This window comes from Streptomyces typhae, from assembly GCF_009755605.1.
GTDB classification, from domain to species: Bacteria; Actinomycetota; Actinomycetes; order Streptomycetales; family Streptomycetaceae; genus Streptomyces; species Streptomyces typhae.
The window spans coordinates 48745-66120 of record NZ_WPNZ01000034.1 but is presented as its reverse complement, the minus strand read 5'-3'; the positions used below and the strand labels follow the sequence as shown (position 1 = coordinate 66120).

General features: G+C 71.5%; 14 protein-coding genes. 9 read left to right on the top strand and 5 right to left on the bottom strand.

The window, feature by feature from the left end:
- Positions 1-13 precede the first annotated feature (13 nt).
- Genes dapA through hpaD form a run of 3 tightly spaced genes read left to right on the top strand, consistent with a single transcriptional unit; the run spans position 14 to position 3503 of the window.
- Positions 14-934, top strand: a complete 921-nt coding sequence (gene dapA, locus GPA10_RS38850; RefSeq protein WP_058852501.1) for a 4-hydroxy-tetrahydrodipicolinate synthase — start codon at positions 14-16, stop codon at positions 932-934.
- 24 nt (positions 935-958) lie between these two features.
- Positions 959-2458, top strand: a complete 1500-nt coding sequence (gene hpaE, locus GPA10_RS38845; RefSeq protein ID WP_157169535.1) for a 5-carboxymethyl-2-hydroxymuconate semialdehyde dehydrogenase — start codon at positions 959-961, stop codon at positions 2456-2458.
- Between the two features lie 19 nt (positions 2459-2477).
- On the top strand, positions 2478-3503 hold the full coding sequence (hpaD, locus tag GPA10_RS38840) for a 3,4-dihydroxyphenylacetate 2,3-dioxygenase (protein WP_157169534.1): 1026 nt from the start codon (positions 2478-2480) through the stop codon (positions 3501-3503).
- 153 nt (positions 3504-3656) lie between these two features.
- Here hpaD and GPA10_RS38835 read toward each other — a convergent pair whose 3' ends face one another.
- Genes GPA10_RS38835 through GPA10_RS38820 form a run of 4 tightly spaced genes read right to left on the bottom strand, consistent with a single transcriptional unit; the run spans position 3657 to position 8050 of the window.
- On the bottom strand, positions 3657-4901 hold the full coding sequence (locus GPA10_RS38835; protein WP_157169533.1) for a multidrug effflux MFS transporter: 1245 nt from the start codon (positions 4899-4901) through the stop codon (positions 3657-3659).
- 29 nt (positions 4902-4930) lie between these two features.
- Positions 4931-5935, bottom strand: coding sequence for an alpha/beta hydrolase (locus GPA10_RS38830; protein WP_058852504.1), 1005 nt, complete (start codon positions 5933-5935; stop codon positions 4931-4933).
- Positions 5936-5937: 2 nt separating this feature from the next.
- Positions 5938-6900: an aldo/keto reductase gene (locus GPA10_RS38825; protein ID WP_058852505.1), complete on the bottom strand. Its 963-nt coding sequence runs from the start codon at positions 6898-6900 to the stop codon at positions 5938-5940.
- Positions 6901-6940: 40 nt separating this feature from the next.
- The gene (locus GPA10_RS38820) at positions 6941-8050 is read right to left on the bottom strand and encodes a zinc-binding dehydrogenase (protein ID WP_157169532.1); all 1110 of its coding nucleotides are present in this window, start codon (positions 8048-8050) and stop codon (positions 6941-6943) included.
- Positions 8051-8149: 99 nt separating this feature from the next.
- On the opposite strand from GPA10_RS38820, the gene GPA10_RS38815 reads away from it, so the two are divergent.
- Positions 8150-9553, top strand: coding sequence for an amidohydrolase (locus tag GPA10_RS38815; RefSeq protein ID WP_058852506.1), 1404 nt, complete (start codon positions 8150-8152; stop codon positions 9551-9553).
- A 227-nt stretch (positions 9554-9780) separates the two neighbouring features.
- Here GPA10_RS38815 and GPA10_RS38810 read toward each other — a convergent pair whose 3' ends face one another.
- Positions 9781-10521 (bottom strand): SDR family NAD(P)-dependent oxidoreductase, encoded by a 741-nt coding sequence (locus GPA10_RS38810; RefSeq protein ID WP_157169531.1) that lies wholly within the window; start codon positions 10519-10521, stop codon positions 9781-9783.
- Positions 10522-10612: 91 nt separating this feature from the next.
- Here GPA10_RS38810 and GPA10_RS38805 point away from each other — a divergent pair, with 91 nt between their 5' ends.
- From GPA10_RS38805 to GPA10_RS38785, 5 genes are all read left to right on the top strand, one after another.
- Complete coding sequence (locus tag GPA10_RS38805) at positions 10613-11581, top strand: aldo/keto reductase (RefSeq protein ID WP_157169530.1); 969 nt, start codon at positions 10613-10615, stop codon at positions 11579-11581.
- A 70-nt stretch (positions 11582-11651) separates the two neighbouring features.
- On the top strand, positions 11652-12641 hold the full coding sequence (locus GPA10_RS38800) for a methyltransferase (RefSeq protein ID WP_157169529.1): 990 nt from the start codon (positions 11652-11654) through the stop codon (positions 12639-12641).
- Positions 12642-12909: 268 nt separating this feature from the next.
- Entirely contained in the window at positions 12910-14421 is a 1512-nt protein-coding gene (locus GPA10_RS38795) for an ABC transporter substrate-binding protein (protein ID WP_157169528.1), read from the top strand.
- Positions 14422-14483: 62 nt separating this feature from the next.
- Complete coding sequence (locus tag GPA10_RS38790) at positions 14484-15425, top strand: ABC transporter permease (protein ID WP_058852511.1); 942 nt, start codon at positions 14484-14486, stop codon at positions 15423-15425.
- Positions 15422-17224, top strand: a complete 1803-nt coding sequence (locus tag GPA10_RS38785; protein ID WP_157169527.1) for a dipeptide/oligopeptide/nickel ABC transporter permease/ATP-binding protein — start codon at positions 15422-15424, stop codon at positions 17222-17224. Before GPA10_RS38790 ends, GPA10_RS38785 begins: the two co-directional genes overlap by 4 nt.
- Positions 17225-17376 lie beyond the last annotated feature (152 nt).

Genomic DNA, 17376 nt, shown 5'->3' with positions numbered 1-17376 from the left:
CACGGAGCCACCCATGAAGTTCCGCACCGACCCCGCCACCATCCGCGGGTCCATCGCCCCCGTCGTCACACCCTTCACCGAGGAGGGGGCCCTCGACCACGACAGCCTCCGCGGCCTGGTCCGCTGGCAGCTGGAGTCGGGCTCGCACGGCATCTCCCTCGGCGGCTCCACCGGCGAGCCGTCCGCGCAGTCCGCCGAGGAACGCATCGCCGCGATGCGCACCGTCGCGGACGAGATCGGTGACCGCGTCCCGTTCCTGCCGGGGACCGGCTCGCACAAGCTGGAAGAGACCCTGGAGATCACCTCCGCGGCCCGCGACCTCGGCGCGGACGCCGCCCTCGTCATCACCCCGTACTACGCGCGCCCCACCCAGGAAGCGCTCTACCAGTGGTACGCCACGGTGGCCCGCGAGTTCCCCGACCTGCCGATCGTCGCCTACAACGTGCCCTCGCGCACCGCTGTCGACATCGCGCCGGGGACCGTCGCGCGGCTCTTCACCGACTTCGACAACTTCGTCGGCGTCAAGGAGACGACCAAGGACTTCGAGCACTTCTCCCGCGTCCTGCATGCCTGCGGCCGTGACCTCCTTGTCTGGTCCGGGATCGAGCTGCTCTGCCTGCCCCTGCTCGCGCTCGGCGGCGCCGGTTTCGTCTCCGCGGTGGCCAACCTGGCGCCGACCGCCGTGGCCCGGATGTACGAGCTGTGGGAGGCCGGCGACTTCGACGCCGCACGGGACCTGCACTACCGCCTGCACCCCCTGGTCGACCTGCTGTTCGTCGAGACCAACCCCGCCCCCGCCAAGTGGGTCCTCGCGCAGCAGGGCCGGATCGCCTCGGGACATGTGCGGCCGCCGCTCACCTCGCCCACCGAGGACGGCCTGACCCGCATCCGCGCCCTGCTCGCCGAGGGCGGCGACCTCACCCAGCAGGTCTGACCCCCTCAGAACGGAAGAGAAGCCATGACCACGAACCCCACCGGGCAGCGCCCGGCCGATCTGCCCGAGCGGATCCGCCACTGGATCGGCGGCGAGCTGCTCGACAGCGCCGACGGCCGTACGTTCCCCGTCTGCGACCCCGTCTCCAACGCCCCCTACGCCACCGCCGCGGCCGGCGCCCGTGACGACGTGGACCGCGCCGTCACCGCCGCCCGCGCGGCCTTCCCCGCCTGGTCCAGGCTCGGCAACCGGGAACGCGCCCGCGTCCTCTACCGGATCGCCGACGCCGTCGAGGCGCGCGAGGAACGCCTGGCCGCCCTGGAGACCTTCGACTCCGGCCTGCCCATCACCCAGGCCCGGGGCCAGGCCCGGCGGGCCGCCGAGAACTTCCGGTACTTCGGCGACGTCGTCGTGGCGCTCGGCGAGGAGGCCTTCCGGGCCGGTGACCAGCAGATCAACTACGTCGTCCGCAGCCCCGTCGGCGTCGCCGGTCTGATCACCCCCTGGAACACGCCGTTCATGCTGGAGAGCTGGAAGCTCGCACCGGCCCTCGCCTCCGGCTGCACCCTCGTCCTCAAGCCCGCCGAGTGGACCCCGCTGTCCGCGAGCCTGTGGCCCGAGATCCTCGACGAGGCGGGCGTGCCCTCGGGTGTCGTCAACATCGTCCACGGCATCGGGGAGGAGGCAGGCCAGGCCCTGGTGGACCACCCCGAGGTGCCGCTGATCTCCTTCACCGGCTCCACGGACACCGGCCGGCACATCGTCCGCAGCTCCGCGACGCACCTGAAGACCACGTCCATGGAACTGGGCGGCAAGTCCCCGGTCGTCCTCTTCGCCGACGCCGACCTCGACGCGGCCCTGGACTCGGTCGTCTTCGGCGTGTTCTCGCTCAACGGCGAGCGCTGCACCGCGGGCTCCCGGGTCCTGGTGGAGCGCCCGGTGTACGAGGAGTTCACCCGGCGCCTGGCCGAGCGCGCGGAGCGGGTGAAGGTCGGACTGCCCGCCGACCCCGCCACCGAGGTCGGCGCCCTGGTGCACGCCGAGCACTACGCCCGCGTACTGGAGTACGTCGAGATCGGACAGCAGGAGGCGAAGCTGGTGGCCGGAGGCGCCCGCCCCGCGCACCTGCCGGAGGGGAACTACCTCCAGCCCACCGTCTTCGCCGACGTCGCCCGCGACGCGCGCATCTTCCAGGAGGAGATCTTCGGACCGGTCGTGGCCGTCGCCCCCTTCGACGACGAGGCGGAGGCCGTCGAACTGGCCAACGCCACCGAGTACGGCCTCGCGGCCTATGTGTGGACCTCCGACCTCAAGCGCGCACATCGCGTCGCACACGCGGTCGAATCCGGTATGGTCTGGATCAACTCTCACAACGTCCGCGACCTGCGGACCCCCTTCGGTGGCGTCAAGTCCTCCGGCCTGGGCCGGGAGGGCGGTGCGCACAGCATCGACTTCTACACCGAGTCGAAGATCGTCCACGTGATGCTCGGCGAACCCCACACCCCCCGCTTCGGCGCGTCCTGACCCCCAAGGAGCCGTACCCATGAGTACACCTCCCGACGTCGTCCGCTCCGCCTACGCCCAGCTGGTCGTCACCGACCTGGACCGGGCCCGCTGGTTCTGGGGCGACATGCTCGGTTTCCACATCCAGTACGCGGACGAGTCCCTGCTGTGCCTGCGCGGGACCGACGAACTCACCCACCACTCCCTGGTGCTGCGCAAGGGCGAGACGGCGGCCCTGGACCACATCTCCTACCGGGTCCGCACCCCCGAGGACGTCGACCGCGCCGAGCAGTACTTCAAGGACCTCGGCAGGCCCGTCCGCCGCGTCCCCAAGGGCGCGGGGACCCCCGGAGTCGGCGACGCCGTCCGGGCCGTCGACCCGCTCGGCTTCCCGGTGGAGTTCTTCCACGACATCGAGCGCGCCGAGCGGCACATCCAGCGCTACGACCTGCGCCGCGGCGCCGAGATAGCCCGCCTCGACCACTTCAACATCTGCACCCCCGACATCCCCGCCGCCTACGCCCACTACCAGGCCCTGGGCTTCGGCTGCTCCGAGACCATCGAGGGCGACGAGCACGAGCTGTACGCGGCCTGGATGTACCGCAAGCAGACCGTGCACGACGTCGCCTTCACCGGCGGCGCAGGCCCCCGCCTGCACCACGTCGGTGTGGCCACCCACGAGTCGCACCAGGTCCTGCGCACCGCCGACCTCTTCGGCTCGCTGCGCCAGGAGCACCACATCGAGCGGGGCCCCGGCAGGCACGGCGTCTCCAACGCCTTCTACCTCTACCTGCGCGACCCCGACGGCCACCGGGTGGAGATCTACACCTCCGACTACTACACCGGTGACCCCGACCACGAGACGTACCGGTGGAACGTGAAGGACGACCGCCGCCGCGACTTCTGGGGCAACGCGGTGATCGAGTCCTGGTACAAGGAGGCATCTCCGGTCCTCGACCTCGACGGACGCCCCCAGCCCGTCACCGAGGCCGTCCTGGACGAGTCCGCCGTTCAGGTCGGCGCGGACGGCCTGGGGATCGTGGAGCCGGGCGGACATGGGAGCTGACGCCCCACCGCCCGAGAGGAGCCGGACCGCGGTATGCGGTCCGGCTCCTCGGCGTCACGCCCCTATGACGCTCATGACGCTGCCGTGTTCGGCCCGCATGACGCTGCCGTCGGCGGGAGGCGCCGACGGCAGTGGGGGAGGGTCGTGGGACGGTCAGTGCGGGGTGCCGCGGTGCTCCCCGGCACCGTCCGGCCGGTGTGCGCGGGCGGGCGGGGAGTCGAGCGACCGGCGCAGGCGGGGCAGGACCGCGGTCCACACGAGCAGGGCCGCGAGGGTGGTGGCGACGGCCATGGTGAGCGACATGGTCAGGTCGGCCGCCCCGCCGAGCGCGACGACGGGCGCGACGACCGGGCCGACGGCGAAGGTCGACATGCCGAGCAGGGCCGCCGCGGTCCCGGCACGCTCGCCGTGCCCGCCGAGGGCGAGGGTCGAGCTGTTGGGGCTGATGACGCCGTAGCAGAACAGCATCACGGCGAGGACGACGAGCACGGCGGCCAGGCCGAGGTCGGCCACCACGGTGGCGAGCAGGCCGAGAGCGGCCGCCGCTGTCGCCGTCGTGCCCACGACGTACATGCGCGCGGGACCGGCCCGGCGTACGACGCCGCGGTTGACCAGGGACCCGAGCACAGCGACGACCGCGTTCGCCGCGAAGACCGCGCTGAAGGCCTGGGGGCTGAGGTGGAAGCCGTCCTGGAGCACGAAACTGATGGACGCCAGGTAGGTGAAGAAGGCCGTACCGGTGCACGTCGCCACCAGCAGGTAGCAGACGAAGAGACGGTCACGCAGGACCTTCCCGAAACCCCGGCCGGTCTCGGTGAACCCGCCCGCGTGCCGTGCCCCGGCCGGCAGCGTCTCGGGCAGCAGCGTGCCCGCGACGGCCAGGAGCACGGCGCCGACCCCGGCGAGGACGACGAACAGGCCCCGCCAGTCCATGACCGCGGCGAGCTGCCCGCCCGCCACCGGCGCGGCGATCGGGGCCAGCGCCCCGACGAGCCCGAGCAGGCTGAGCAGCCGCGCGAGCTCGACGCCCGAGGCGATGTCCCGGGCCGCGGCCAGGGCGATGACGACCCCGGCGGACCCGGTGACGCCCTGCAGGAACCGCGTGAGCAGCAGGATCTCGATGGTCGGAGCGACCGCGCACAGCAGGGAGAACAACGTGAAGAGCGCGATGCCCCACAGCAGTGGCCGCCGCCTGCCGAAGCGGTCGCTGAGAGGGCCCGTCACCAGCTGGCCGAGGGCGAGCCCGAGCATGCACACCGACATGGACGCCTGGGCGAGGCTGTCATTGGTGTGCAGGTCCTTGGCGAGCTGGGGCAGCAGCGGCATGGAGAGGTCCATCGACAGGGGCCCGAACACCTCCAGGGACCCCAGGACGACGGCGGCGCGGCGCGCGCTCATGACGCGCGCGCCGCCCACAGCGGGGGTGGTCACCGGGACCGGCCGCCGGTGCCGAGGACGCGTCGCATCCACGACTCCCGAGTGGCCACGGCGGCCCGGGACACCTCGGTGTCGGGGGAGAAGCCCGAGAAGCCGTGGTAGCCGCCGGCCCACACATGCAGCTCGGCCTGCCCACCGGTCGCCCAGATCCGGGTGGCGTAGTCGACGGCCTCGTCGCGGAACACCTCGGCCGCCCCGACCGAGACGTAGGCGGGCGGCAGCCCGGACAGGTCGGCGGCGCGCGCGGGCGCCGCGTTGGGCGAGACGGCGTCGGTGCCGCGGTCCGTGCCCAGGATCGCGTTCCAGGCCGTGTCGTTGTTGTTGCGGTCCCAGATGCCGATGCCGTCGTACTGCAAGCTCGACACCGTGGTGTTCCGGTCGTCGAGCATCGGGCAGTCGAGGACCTGCCCGGCGAGGGCGGGGCCGCCGCGGTCGCGGGCCATCAGGGCCACCGCGGCGCTCAGGCCGCCGCCGGCGCTCGCCCCGCCGACGAGGATGCGGTCGGGGTCCACGCCGAGGGCGGCGGCGTTCTCGGCGAACCAGACCAGGCCCGCGTAGCAGTCCTCCGCGGCGGCCGGCGCGGGATGTTCGGGCGCGAGCCGGTACTCGACGCTCACGGCGACGGCGCCGAACTCCAGGACCTCGCCGATCAGGGCGTCGATGCCGAAGAACCGGTTGCCGAGCACCATGCCGCCACCGTGGATGCCGTAGATCCCCGGCGCGTCGCGGACACCGCCGCGCGGCCGAAGGACTGTCAGCTCGACATCCGGTGCCCCCGCCGGACCTGCCACGGTGACGTGCTCGAACTCGACCGGGTGCGCACCGATCGCCGCCTCGACGGGGGGCACGAGCGTGGCGAAGTGCGCGCGGTTGGCGAGGATCGTGTCGGCCCGCAGCGGAATCCGCTCGATGAGCTCACGACAGGCCGCGAGGCCCGGTTCGAGCCCCGGGTCGTAGGGGACGGGCCGCGGGCGCGGCGCCTGGGAAGTGGTCACGGTCAGGGGCCTTCCGGGGCGACGATGCCGCGGTCGCACCAGAACGGGTCGACGAGGGACCGCAGTTCGTCGGCTCCGACCCGCTGTACGAGGTCAAGGGCGCCGATGTTCTGCCGGACCTGCTCCAGGCGGGTGGCGCCGACCAGCGTCGTGGTGTTGGCGGGATGGGCGAGCGTGAACGCGATCGCGAGCTGGGCGGGCGTGGTGCCGAGCTTGCCGGCGAGTTCGGTGATGCCCGGGACCGTGGCCACGATCGCGTCACGGATCGAGCCGGGGTCGCGGCCGATCTCCCGCTCGGGCGAGGTGCGCCCGGCGAGGATGCCGCCCTCCAGGACGTCGGAGGCCTGCATGCTGAACCCGTCGGCGAACAGCTCCGCGAACGGCTGCCCTTCGGGAATCGCGCGGCGCGCCAGGCTGTACTTCAGCTGGGCGATCTGCGGTCCGGGAACTCCCCGTTCGGCGGCGATCCGGCGCAGGGCGCGGATGTTCGCGGCCGACCAGTTGTTCACGCCCCAGGCGCGGATCAGTCCGGCCTCCGTGAGGGCGGCGAGGTCACCGACCAGGTCCTCCAGCGCGACGTCGTCGCGCCGCAGGTCGCCGAGGATTACCAGGTCGGCATGGTCGAGCCCGGTCCGCAGGAACGCGTTCTTCAGCTGCGGGGCGAACCCCTCCGCGCCGAAGCCCTCGATCCACAGCTTCACCGAGGCGAGGTAGGTGTCCCGGGGCGCCCCGGTCGCGCGCATGATCGCGCCCCACAGCACGTCGGTGAAGACGGGGGGCGCGCCGGGCAGCCCGTAGACGCCGACGTCGAACAGGTTGACGCCCTCGTCGAGCGCGTGGCGGACCATGGCGACGGCGTCCGCGAAGTCCATCCGGTCGAAGGTGTGCCACGAGCCGAGGGACAGCACCGACGCCTCGAGTTCGCTGGTGCCGATCCGGCGCCGGGGGAGCACTGTGGTGGTCACGTGTGGTTCCTTTCTCTGTCTCGCTGACGCGGTCTGCGCCTCAGGCGATCCGGGGATCGATGACGGCCTTGATCTCTTCGTGCCTGCTCATCGCGGTGATGCGCGCGGAGGCCTCGGACAGGCCGACGGGCTTGCCGAACAGCCGGTCCCAGGGCATGCGCTCGGGGAACGAGGTGAAGAACTCGATCGCGTCGTGGTAGTCGGCGATGTCGCCGTTGAGCGAACCGACGATGCTCAGTTCCTTGCCCATCACCGTGCCGAGGGCGAGCGGTTCGGCGACCGGCCCCGTGCTGCCCACGACGACGACCCGGCCGCGCTGCGCCGCCATCTCCACGGCCTCCCGACCCACCGACGGCGCGCCGGCGAAGTCCAGGACCAGGTCGGCACCGCGGCCGCGGGTGAGTTCCCGTACGCGGGAGACGACGGCCTCGGAGCCCTCGGCGATGTCCACCGTCTCGTCGGCGCCGAACTCGTGGGCCAGGACGAGGCGCGCCGGGGGCGAGCCGACGGTGATCACACTCGCCGCGCCGCTGAGGTGGGCCACGGCGGTCGCGAAGAGGCCGAGCGCCCCCGAGCCCTGGACGACGACGCGGGAGCCGGGGCGCACGCCGCCGACTCGGGAGAACGCCCTCAGCACGGTCTTCGCCGCGCAGCCCGCCATCGCGGCCCAGGTGTCGGGGACCTCCGCGGGCAACAGCAGCTTGGCCGCGCCCGGGACCACGTAGGCGTACTCGGACAGACCCGCGGTGGCGTACGGCGGGACGTCGGAGCGCTGGAGGAACCCGTAGCCCCGGTTGGAACAGGCGACCGGCTCGCGCAGCACCGTACAGCCGTGGCACGCGCCGCAGGTCGACTCCGACCAGCCGATGCGGTCCCCGACGGAGAGCTTGCGGCCGAGGGCGTCCCGGGTGTCCTCGCCGAGCGCGACGATCTCGCCGACCATCTCGTGGCCGAGCACCATCGGCAGCATCCCGGGGAAGGTCATCTTGCCCGACCAGATCTCGATGTCGGTGCCGCAGAGCGTCGTGCAGACGATGCGTACGAGGGCGGCGCCCGGCTCCGGTTTCTCCGGCAGCGGCAGGTCGGTGAGGTCCAACGCGGCGCCGTGTGCGGTGAGTACGGCGGCACGTGTCGAGGAGGGAATGTCCATCACAACTCCTTCGGATCGAGCGGATCAAGGGCTCGACGATGCGTTAGTCTACGACTGTCGACTCAAATGTCGAGACCCTGAGAGCGACGAGGAGCACCCGTGCGCACAGCAGACGGCGACGCCCGTAATGCACCGGCCGACCTGATCCTCCGAGGGGGCGTCGTCCACACTCTGGCCCCGGGCGGCAGGGGGGTGACCGCGTCCGCCGTCGCCCTGCGCGACGGGCTCGTGGCCCGTGCCGGCGACGACTCCGAGGTCCTGGCGCTCGCCGGTGCCTCGACCGAGGTCGTCGACCTGGCCGGACGTGCCGTCCTGCCCGGCATCAACGACGCCCATCTGCACGCCACCTGGCTGGGAGCCATGTGGCCCGACACCCTCTTCGGCGAGCACGTCGCTCCCGGCCCGCCTCCGGAACGCCCGCTCCTCGACGACGAGGCGCGGCGCGGTGCGATCCTCCGCGCCGGGGAGCTCGCCGCCTCGCTCGGCATCACCAGCTACACGGAGCCCGGCCTCGGCCCCGGCGAGGACCACGGGGCGACCGGCGCCTTCGGAACCTCGGTCGCCGAGCAGTACCGCCTGCTCGCCGCCGAGGGGCGGCTGCGGGCCAGGGTCACCGTCCTGTGGCTCTACGGCGAGCTCGACGGGCCGAGCGACCTGGAGCACTTCCTGTCCGGCCTCGCCGCCACCGACGGCGCGACGAGCGACCCGCGGTGGCTGCGGTTCGCCGGGGTCAAGATATTCGCCGACGGCATCCCGCCGATGCGGTCGGCCTATACGCACCGCTGCTACGCCGACGGCGTCAGACCGGCCCTGCTCGTGGCGGGCGCCGACGACGCCGAGCGTGAGGCGAACCTGGCGCGGATGATCGTGGCCGCGCACCGTGCGGGGCGGCAGGTCGGAGTGCACGCCACCGGGGACCGCTCCATCGACGTCACCCTCGACGCGGTCGAGCGGGCGAGGGCCGAGCACGATGTCGACCTGGGGCACTACATCATCCACGGCGACCTCGTCACCGCGCCGCAGCTGCGCCGGATGGCCGCGCTCGGGGTGGGCCTCGACACCCAGCCGGAGATCGCGGTGCGTACGCGGTCCCTGGTGGACGACGCGCTCGGTGCCGGCTCGGCGGCGGCCGCGTGGCCGCTCCAGGCGGCCTTCGACGCGGGTGTGTCCATGTGTCTGACCTCCGACGCGCCCGTGCTCTCACCGGACTGGCGGCGCCAGATCGCGGCCGCCGACGAGTGGATGGGGCCCGCGGCCGACCCGCGTGCGCGCATGGAGCAGCTGCTGCGCTGCTACACGGTGGAGCCCGCCCGCCAGGACCACGCCGCGTCCTGGAAGGGGACACTCGCCCCCGGTATGGCGGCCGACCTGTGCGTACTGGAGGCCGATCCGCTCGCCCTGACCCCGGCCGAGTTGCCGGACGTCGGTGTGGCGCTGACCGTGGTGGACGGCAAGGTCGTCCATGAGCAGGGGGCACGGGTGCCTGCGGCGGAGATCGCCTGATCGAGGCGCTCGGACACAGCACGGTGCGGACGGATTCGGGCCTGCCGGGTGATCCCACCCGGCAGGCCCGAATCCGTCCGCACTCGCGTTCCGAGTGGTCGCCCCCCGTTGCGGGATCGCGCCCCGCAGGGGGGCGGGGAGCTGCGCGACCAGCCCCACCGGCCCGAGGGCGGCACACGGCTTCCGCGGAGCCGCGCGCAGCCCCGCGGAAGCGGCCTGCGGAGCGCTCAGGTGAGCAACTGCCCGCCGTCCACCGGAAGGCTGGTCCCGGTGATGTGCGCGGCACTCTCACCGGCGAGGAAGACGGCCGCCGCGGCGACGTCGTCCACCGCGGCCAGGCGCTTGAGGGGGATGCGGTCCTCCCATGCCCGGCGCTGCGGCGAGCCCTCCGGCATGCCGGTGGCCAGCATCTCGGTGAGGACGGGTCCTGGCGCCACGGCGTTGACCCGGATGTTGTGTGCGGCCAGCTCGATGGCCGCCCAGCGGGTGAGCGCGTCCACGGCCGCCTTGCTGCTCTCGTACCCGCCCATGCCCGGGGTCGGCTGCCTGCCGCCGATGGAGGACATGTTGACGATCACCCCGGCGATCCCGGCGTCGACCATCCGGCGGGCCACGTGCTGCGTCATCAGGAACGTGCCCACCACGTTGGTGCGCAGGATGGTGTCCAGGTCGCTGCCGGGCAGGTCCAGGAGCGCGCCGTGGACGGTGAGCAGGCCCGCGTTGTTCACAAGGACCTCGACCGGGCCGAACTCCGCCTGGAGCGCGTCGAGTTCACGGGTGATCGCGGCCGTGTCGGTGATGTCGAGGGCCAGGCCGTGGACGCCGAGTTCCTTCGCTGTCCGCGTGACGCCCTCCGCGTCCCGGTCGGCGATCACCACGGTGTCGCCCGCCGCCGAGAACGCGGCGGCCACCCCCCGGCCGATGCCCCCCGCTCCACCGGTGACGAGCACGGTACGTGTGCGCTGCATCTTTACTCCCCTCGCGCCGAGACCTTTGTCACGGCGTCCGCTTTATAGTATACAAGCGTAGACGAAAAAGGCCGAGGCTTCGGGAGGAGCTTTGAGCGCTGAACAGTCCTTTCCCCGACGCGGGTTGGGGCCCGATGGCCCCGACGTACCGGTCCTTTCCCTGGGGTCCTGGAACACCTGGGACCGGATGGATTTCGACGACGCGGTGTCACTGGTCGCACGGGCCGCCGAGCTCGGCTGTGCCTTCTTCGACGTCGCGCACTACAACATGGGCCCACACGCGGAGAACGCCCGCACCGACCTGATCTTCGGCCGCGCCGTACGGGAGGCAGGTCTCGCACGCGCCGACTGGCAGTTCTGCGGCAAGCTCTGGCTCTGGGACTATCCCGGCACCGGCTTCACCCAGCAGATGAAGACGTCACTGGAGCGTGTCGGCGTCGAGCGGGCCGACATGGTCGTCGTCGGTGACTACTTCGGTGATCTCGACGTCGAGCGGGTCGTCGCCGACGTCGCCGAGCAGATCGACGCGGGCCGGTTCACCACCTGGGGCGTGAACAACTGGCGCTACCCCGATCTGCGGGCGGCGCTCGACATCGCACGTGAGCGCGGTCTGGTGCCGCCCTCGTTCGCCCAGCTCAAGTACGGTCTGGTCCGCAGGTCGATGGCCGAGGGACGCTACTACGCCCCGCTGTTCGAGGCCGGGGAACTCGCCCTGCAGGCGTCCGACGTCTTCGAGGGCGGCATCCTGGTCGGCAACCTGCGCCCGGACCGCAAGATCGGCGCCGACGTGGGAGGTATCCGCGAGCGGGTCGCCGAGTCCTACGGCGAGGTGCGCCGTCTCGCCGACGCCTTCGACGCGTCCCCGGCACAGCTGGGCATCGCCTTCTGCCTGGCCAACCCCGCGACCGCGAACGTGCTGGTCGGAGTCTCCAAGCAGGCGCAGCTCGAGGACAACGTGGGCGCCATCGCGCTCCTCGAACGGGTGGGGGCCCCGGCCCTGCGCCAGGCGGTGGCGGACCTGTGGCTCGACCGCGACGTCGCCGCCGACGGCACCTGGTGACATGGGCGGCCCCGCGCCGACGCCCGCCGCTGCACCCGACAGTCGTACGACAACATCTCAGGAGGACCTCATGACCGCACCCAGTACGCCCGCCACGCCCGACCGCATCGTCGACATAGCGATCGGTTACATGGGGGCGAAGCAGCTCTTCGCCGCCGCGCGCACCGGCGTGTTCCGCGCCCTCGCCGAAGAGGAGCGCGACGTGGCCGGGCTCGCCTCGGCGACCGGGCTGAGCGAGCAGATGGCCCGCATACTCGCCGACGCCATGAACGGCCTCGGCCTCCTCGAGCGCAGTGACGGCCGCTACCGGCTCGCACCGGACGCCGCCGCCCATCTGACGGGCGAGGGCGACCTCGACCTGCACCCCTTCCTCGCCTTCCTGAACGAGATCAGCTACGGCCACTGGCTGCAGTTCGACGCCACCGTCGACAGCACCAAGCCCGGTGAGCTGGACATGAACGAGGAGCGCTGGAAGACGTTCATGGCCGGTGTCATGCGCTACAACGCGCTGCACGCCGCCATGCTCGCCCGGTCCTTCGACTTCGGGCCCTACCGGGACCTGCTCGACCTCGGCGGGCTCTCCCCGGACTTCGCGATCGGCGCGCTGCGGGCCAACCCCGAGCTGTCGGCCCGCTTCGTCTACGACCCGGCCTCCACCGAGTCCGTCACCGAGGCGCTCGGCGCGGCGGGTCTCGCGGACCGGGTCCGGATCGATCCCGCGCCGACCGACACCGCCCAGCCGGGCGGGGACCACGACCTCGTCATGGTCAACCACGTCGTCCACCGCTTCACCGCCGAGCAGAACCGCGCCATTCTCGCCGCCGCCCGAGCCGCCGCCCGCCCCGGAGCGACCCTGCTGCTGCTCGACTTCCTCCTCGACGACGACGACCGGCAGCGTCCGATCGATGCCCTGCACGCGGGTGAGTACTTCGTCATCGACGGTACGGTGGTCTACCCGGAGTCCGAGGTCACGGCATGGCTGGAGGCGTCGGGCTGGCGCCGGCGCGAGGTGATCGCGCTGCCGGGAAGTCCGCGGGTCGTCGTCGCCGAAGCGGTCTGACCAGGCCTTTGGCCCATGGTCCTGACAGTGGCCCCATCGTGGTCCTGACAGTGGCCCCATCGCTCGCCAATTGGCTGTGGTGGGGCCATTGCCTTTTTTGCCGACGACCGTAGACTAACGGCCACGACACGTGAGGCGGCGGGCAGGCAAACACCCCCGCACACCCACTCTCAATCTGTGCGCCGCGCGCTGTGACGGCGAGAGGTCGGGCGGTTCCTCTCCCGGATCGATCCGGCACCAGCGCCCCTCTTACGCGAGAGAAGACTCCATGAAGCGAATCTGGAGAGCCACCGTTGTCGCGGTCGCCGCGTTCACCGTGGCCGCGTGTACGAACACGACCACCCCCGCCGGCGGCACCGCCACCGACGATATCAAGATAGGCACGCTCCTCGACATCACGTCCTGGGACCCGGCCCAGGCCGACATCGGCTTCGACGGCCCCTACCTGTCGGCCGTCTACGACCCGCTGATCTCCCTCGACAAGGACTCCAAGGCCGTTCCCGGGCTCGCCAAGGCCTGGAAGTACTCCGCGGACCGCCTGACCCTCACCCTGGACCTCCGCACCGGCGTGAAGTTCAGCGACGGTCAGCCCTTCGACGCCGCGGCCGCGGTGCAGAACCTCCAGCACCTCAAGGCCGGCGTCCGGTCGGGACAGACGTACGCCAACGTCACCGACATCAAGAAGGTGGACGCGGACACCGTCTCCCTGCACCTGAAGAAGAAGGACGACGCCCTCCTGTACTACATGGGGCTGGGGCGCAGCTGGATGGCCTCACCCGCCGCGATCAAGACCAAGTCGCTGGCCACCCAGCCCGTCGGCTCGGGCCCGTACACCTACGACAAGGGCAAGTCGGCGCCGGGCTCGGAGTACGTCTTCGCCAAGAAGTCCGGGCACTGGGACGACAAGACCTACCCGTTCGGCACGGTGCACGTGCAGCCGATCGCCGACCCGACCGCGAGCTTCAACGCCATGCGCTCCGGCCAGCTCGACGTCGCCTACGCCAACGCTGCGGACATCCCCCGGGCGAAGGGGGCCGGCTGGAACGTCGCCTCCGACGTCGCGACCTGGGTGGGCATCCAGTTCACCGACCGCACCGGCAAGCAGTTCAAGCCCCTGGGGGACATCCGGGTGCGGCGGGCCATCAACCACGCCTTCGACGGCGCGGCCATGCTCAAGTCCGTGGGCCAGAACGCCGGGGTCGCGACCAACCAGATGTTCCCCGCGGGCCGCCCGGTGTACGACAAGGCGCTCAACGGCCGGTACCCGTTCGACCTCGACAAGGCCAAGAAGCTCATGGCCGAGGCCGGCTACCCCGACGGGTTCAAGGTGACGATGCCCATGTCGTCGATCTTCCAGCCGTGGCAGCCCTCCGTGCAGCAGACCCTCGGCAAGCTCGGCATCAAGGTGAAGTGGAAGAACCTGTCACCGGCCGACTACCAGAAGAACGCCGCCACCTTCCCCATGTTCGTGGCGGTCCTGGCCCTCGACTCCAACGCGGCGGCCTCGGTCGACGGCCGGATCACCTCCCAGCAGTGGTTCAACCCGAACCCCTCGACCAAGGACTTCCCCAAGGTCCACGACCTCGTCGGCAAGGTCGAGGCGGCGACGGGCGAGGCGCAGCTCCCCCTGATCCGCGAGCTCAACGAGGAGATCACCGACCAGGCCTGGCAGGACGTCTGGTACCAGGCGAACAACACCTACTTCAGCAACAAGGGCATCAAGGTCACGCCGATCACCGGGATGATGTTCCCCACCCTGCGGTTCGTCCAGCGCGGCTAGTTCCTGTTCCGGCGGGGCCCGCCCGGTCCACGGGCGGCCCCCGCCTTCAGAGGGGTCCCTACATGATCAGATTCACGATTCGGCGACTGCTGTCAGGAGTCGTCCTCCTGCTCGTCGTCACCTCCGCCACCTTCTTCCTGGCCCACCTGGCCATCGGCGACCCCACCGCCGGCCTGCTCGGAAACAACGCCACCCCGGACCAGCGGGCCGCACTGCACGAGCAGCTCGGCCTGGACCGCCCGCTCATCACCCAGTTCTGGGACTGGTTCTCGCACGCGGTCCGCGGCGACTTCGGCACGTCGTGGCGCAACTTCCAGCCCGTCTCGGACCAGATCGCCCTGCGCGTCCCGGTCACCCTGTCCGTCGTCCTCGCCGCCACCCTCCTCGCGGCCGTCGTCGGGCTCGCCGTCGGCATCGCCACCGGGCTGCGCCCCGACGGGATCCTGGCCCGCGTCCTCAAGGTCGCCTCGGTCGTCCTGTTCGCCCTGCCCGGGTTCTGGGTCAGCCTCGTGCTCGTCATGACGTTCGCGGTCCGGCTCAAGTGGTTCCCCGCGGTGGGCTATGTGCCCCTGACCCAGTCGCCCTCCGCGTGGCTGAGCTCCATCACCCTGCCGTCGGTCGCCTTGGCGCTCGCCGCGATCGTGATGATCGCCGAACAGCTCCGCAACGGCTTCATGGAGGTCACCAAACAGGACTTCGTCCGCACCCTGCGCGCCCGCGGCCTCTCCTCCCGCCGCGTCACGACGCACGTGCTGCGCAACGCCTCGCCCGCCGCGCTCACCGTCCTCGCGGTGATGTTCGTCGGACTGCTCGGCGGCGCGATCGTCGTGGAGATCATCTTCAACCTCCCGGGCATCGGCAGTCTCACCCAGTCCGCCGCCCAGATCGGCGACATCCCCATCCTGCTCGGCCTGACCGCCGTCACGGTCGTCTTCGTCGTCCTCGTCAACTTCCTGCTCGACCTCGTGCTCGGGTGGATCAACCCGAAGGTGCGTGAGTCATGACAGAGGCCGTACTCCCCCCTCCGGGGGACGCCGTCCAGGCCCAGCGGCGACTCTGGTCGCGCTTTCTGCGCCGCCCGCTCGGCGTGACCGCCCTCGCGGTGTTCCTCTTCGTGGTCCTCGTGGGACTCTTCGCCCCGCTGCTCGCGCCGCACGACCCCAACCTCGTCGACCTGGGCCTCACCCAGGCCCCGCCCAGCTCCGAGCACTGGATGGGCGGCGACTCCGCCGGCCGCGACATCTTCAGCAGGCTCCTGTACGGCGCGCGCACGACCGTCTACGGGGCCGCCGTGGCCTGCCTGGTGGGCGTAGGGCTCGGCGTGCCCGCGGGCGTGGCCGCCGGATACTTCGGCGGCATCACCGACCGGATCTGCTCGTGGATCAGCGACGGTGTGCAGTCCGTACCCGGCATGATCGTCCTCCTCATCGTCGCCGCGGGCACCGGCGCCGACTTCACGGTCCTCATGGTGACGGTCGGCGCGTTCATGGCGCCGGGCTACTACCGCATCTCCCGCTCCAGGGCGCTCGCCGTACGCAAGGAGCCCTACGTCGACGCGGCCCGCGTCGCCGGTCTCACCCACACCAGGATCCTGCACGCGCACATGTTCCGGGCCGTGCGCGCACCCGTCATCATCCAGTCCGCGCTCACCGCGGGCATCGCGATGGGCATGCAGACCGGCCTGCAGTTCCTCGGCGTGGGCACCGCGTCGACCCCCGACTGGGGGCAGATGATGAACGACGGGTTCCGCACCATGGGGACCCACCCGCTGATCCTGCTGTGGCCCTCGGTCGCCCTCGGCGTCACGATCGCCGCGCTCGCGTTCATGGGATCCACCCTCGCCGACCTGGTGAGCGTACGCACCGAACCGGTACCCCGGCGCCGGCGCGGTGCCCGGCCGGCCGACGAGACGACCGCGCGGACCGGCGAGCTGGCCCACACCGTGGAGCGGAGCGTGCTGCGGATCGAGAACCTCCGCGTCGCCTACGCCACGGCGCACGGCGACAAGCAGGTCGTCCGCGGAGTCTGCCTCGACGTCGCCCCCGGGGAAGTGCTCGGCATCGTCGGCGAGTCGGGATCGGGCAAGTCGCAGACCATGTTCTCCGCCCTCGACCTGCTCCCGGCGGACGGCCGTGCGACCTGCGACGGCATCTGGGTCGGCGGCCAGGCGGTCGGCGACCTGCCGCGGGCCAAGCGCCACGCCCTGCTCGGCACCCGGATCGGCTACGTCCCCCAGGAGCCGATGAGCAACCTCGACCCCTGCTACACCATCGGCCACCAGCTCGTCGAGCCCCTGCGGGCGGTGCACGGGCTGACCAAGGCACAGGCACGGGACCGGGCCCGCGAGGTACTCCTCCAGGTCGGCATCACCGACCCCGACCGGGTGCTGGCCTCCTACCCGCACCAGGTCTCCGGCGGCATGGCGCAGCGAGTCCTCATCGCCGGCGCGGTCGCGGGCAAACCGGACCTGCTTGTCGCTGACGAGCCCACCACGGCGCTGGACGTCACGGTCCAGGCCGAGGTGCTCGAACTGCTGCGTGAACTACAGCAGGAGTACCGGATGGCGCTCGTCATCGTCACCCACAACTTCGGCGTGGTCGCCGACATCTGCGACCGGGTCGCGGTCATGAAGGACGGCCGCATCATCGAGTCCGGCACCGTCGAGCGGATCTTCGCCGCGCCCGCCGACCCGTACACCGCGGAACTCATCCGCGCCTCGCAGGACGACACCGAGAGCCGCGACGACCTGGACGCGGCGTGGAACGAGACCGAGGCCGAGGCCGGACGGAAGGTGCACACATGAGGACCGAGGGCGCGTCCGAGCAGACCGAGAGCGTGTCGGCGAAGGCCGAGGACGCGTCCGAGAACACGGAGAAGGCGTCCATGGAGGCGAAGAGGGCGCCCATGAATACGGAGAGGGCGCCCATGACGACGGAGCGCGAGTCCATGACGACG

Bases quoted from the DNA above. Each gene is read 5' to 3' on its own strand.
- dapA (WP_058852501.1), top strand. From the start codon at position 14: ATGAAGTTCCGCACCGACCCCGCCACCATCCGCGGGTCCATCGCCCCC.
- hpaE (WP_157169535.1), top strand. From the start codon at position 959: ATGACCACGAACCCCACCGGGCAGCGCCCGGCCGATCTGCCCGAGCGG.
- hpaD (WP_157169534.1), top strand. From the start codon at position 2,478: ATGAGTACACCTCCCGACGTCGTCCGCTCCGCCTACGCCCAGCTGGTC.
- GPA10_RS38835 (WP_157169533.1), bottom strand. From the start codon at position 4,901: ATGAGCGCGCGCCGCGCCGCCGTCGTCCTGGGGTCCCTGGAGGTGTTC.
- GPA10_RS38820 (WP_157169532.1), bottom strand. From the start codon at position 8,050: ATGGACATTCCCTCCTCGACACGTGCCGCCGTACTCACCGCACACGGC.
- GPA10_RS38810 (WP_157169531.1), bottom strand. From the start codon at position 10,521: ATGCAGCGCACACGTACCGTGCTCGTCACCGGTGGAGCGGGGGGCATC.
- GPA10_RS38800 (WP_157169529.1), top strand. From the start codon at position 11,652: ATGACCGCACCCAGTACGCCCGCCACGCCCGACCGCATCGTCGACATA.
- GPA10_RS38795 (WP_157169528.1), top strand. From the start codon at position 12,910: ATGAAGCGAATCTGGAGAGCCACCGTTGTCGCGGTCGCCGCGTTCACC.
- GPA10_RS38790 (WP_058852511.1), top strand. From the start codon at position 14,484: ATGATCAGATTCACGATTCGGCGACTGCTGTCAGGAGTCGTCCTCCTG.
- GPA10_RS38785 (WP_157169527.1), top strand. From the start codon at position 15,422: ATGACAGAGGCCGTACTCCCCCCTCCGGGGGACGCCGTCCAGGCCCAG.